Here is a 1,639-nt window from a genome sequence, read left to right as displayed (position 1 = left end):
GACAGATTTCTCTGGCCCACCGCGGGGTGCTTTTTCTGGATGAACTTCCGGAATTCGGGCGGGAGCAGCTGGACTTGCTTCGGCAGCCGCTGGAGGATCACGAAGTGACCATCGTGCGGCAGTCAGGAAGTTACCGCTATCCGTCCCGTTTTATACTGCTCGGGGCCTGCAATCCATGCCCCTGCGGTCACTATCCGGACCGGAACAGGTGCCGGTGCAAGCCCTGGGAGATCAAAAGATATCTGGGCAGGATCTCCGGCCCCCTGCTGGACCGGATGGATCTGTGCATCACAGTGCCCAGGGCAAGGATCGAAGACCTGCAGAGGTCAGCCGGGGCAGAGGAAGACAGCGCTGCGGTCCGGTCCCGTGTCATGGAGGCCTGTGAGCGGCAGCGCTGCCGCTTCAGGGACAGCGATGGCCTGCGCTTTAATTCGGATATGCGGGCGGCGGACCTGGAGAAATACTGCCCCCTGGGAGAGAGGGAAAAGGGATGCCTTAAGGATCTCTTTGAGTCGGAGGCAATGAGTGTGAGAGCTTATCACAGGATCATACGTGTCGCCAGGACCATTGCGGACCTGGAGGGGGAAGACAGGATCCGGGAGGAGCACATCTATCTGGCATATACCTATCGGCAGGGAGAATCGCTGCAATTCGGGAGATAAGGGAGATGAAGAATACCAATCACAAGTACCTCTGCTGGCTGGCAGGGATCAGGGGACTCGGCAGAAAAAAGAAGTTTTCGCTCATGCAGGCCGCGGGCGAAGCCAGCATTTTTTCGATTGGGGCAGAGGACCGTATCTTCTCCATAGAGAAAGAAACCGGTTCCTTTTCTATGGGGGCAGCGGGAGATGGACAGGATCCGGGCCTGGCTGCCAGGCTTTTGTATACTGCGTCCGAGAAAGAGCTGCGCTTTCTCTGGGGAGAAGCGGGTGCAAAAGCACCGGGCAGCCGCGAGGAATGGGAGGAGGAATGATGCCTGGAATGGGAGGAGGAATGATGCCTGGAATGCCTGGAGGAATGATGCCAGGAATGATGCCTGGGATGATGCCTGGGATGATGCCAGGGATGATGCCTGGAATGGTAGGAGGAGCAGGGCAAATGAATGCTGAAGAACAAGAATTATGGATGCAAGGATTTAAAATGGCACAACAAGAGGAAAATTCTTCTAATAATGCTGAACAAAATCAACCAGGTCCAAAAATGAATATTGTTTTCAATACTACACAAGGTACAACTCATAATATGGTTTTCCCTTATGGAACTACTATAAGCGAAGCCTTAAAAAAATATCTGCAAAGAGTTGGAAGACCTGATCTATTTAATAATCAAGATAATAAAATTTGTTTTCTTGTAAATGCAACAAAATCAAAATTCGATGATAACACACCTATTGAACAATTTTTTAAAAATTCTATAAACCCAAAAGTTGTTGTTAATGATATTAATAATCTGATCGGTGCATAAATATCCAGTATAAGGTGATTAAATATATTATAATCATATATATTAAAAACGATTTAATAATGATTTATTGATTATAAAATATAAATAATTAAAAAATTATTATTATTAAAAAATTAATAATTACTTTTTATTTTTTATTACTTTTTTAAAATAATGGGGATTGGGGATTGGGGAT

The 1,639-nt window shown here is 46.8% G+C and carries 3 protein-coding genes; all 3 read left to right on the top strand.

The window, feature by feature from the left end; genetic code table 11:
* Positions 1-662: ATP-binding protein (locus tag VZT47_RS10300; RefSeq protein WP_330224871.1), on the top strand; the 662-nt coding region annotated here is incomplete at its 5' end.
* Positions 663-667: 5 nt separating this feature from the next.
* Positions 668-973 (top strand): hypothetical protein, encoded by a 306-nt coding sequence (locus tag VZT47_RS10295; protein WP_330224870.1) that lies wholly within the window; start codon positions 668-670, stop codon positions 971-973.
* The gene (locus VZT47_RS10290) at positions 970-1,464 is read left to right on the top strand and encodes a hypothetical protein (RefSeq protein ID WP_330224869.1); all 495 of its coding nucleotides are present in this window, start codon (positions 970-972) and stop codon (positions 1,462-1,464) included. The genes VZT47_RS10295 and VZT47_RS10290 overlap by 4 nt, the downstream gene beginning before the upstream one ends.
* Positions 1,465-1,639 lie beyond the last annotated feature (175 nt).

Origin of the sequence: Dialister sp. (assembly GCF_036343215.1) — a bacterium.
Classification (GTDB): domain Bacteria; phylum Bacillota; class Negativicutes; order Veillonellales; family Dialisteraceae; genus Dialister.
Note: the sequence above shows the minus strand (reverse complement) of the source record. Positions and strands in the feature narration are given on the sequence as shown.

Coding starts and splice junctions, on each gene's coding strand:
- VZT47_RS10295 (WP_330224870.1), top strand. CDS start 668: ATGAAGAATACCAATCACAAGTACCTCTGCTGGCTGGCAGGGATCAGG.
- VZT47_RS10290 (WP_330224869.1), top strand. CDS start 970: ATGATGCCTGGAATGGGAGGAGGAATGATGCCTGGAATGCCTGGAGGA.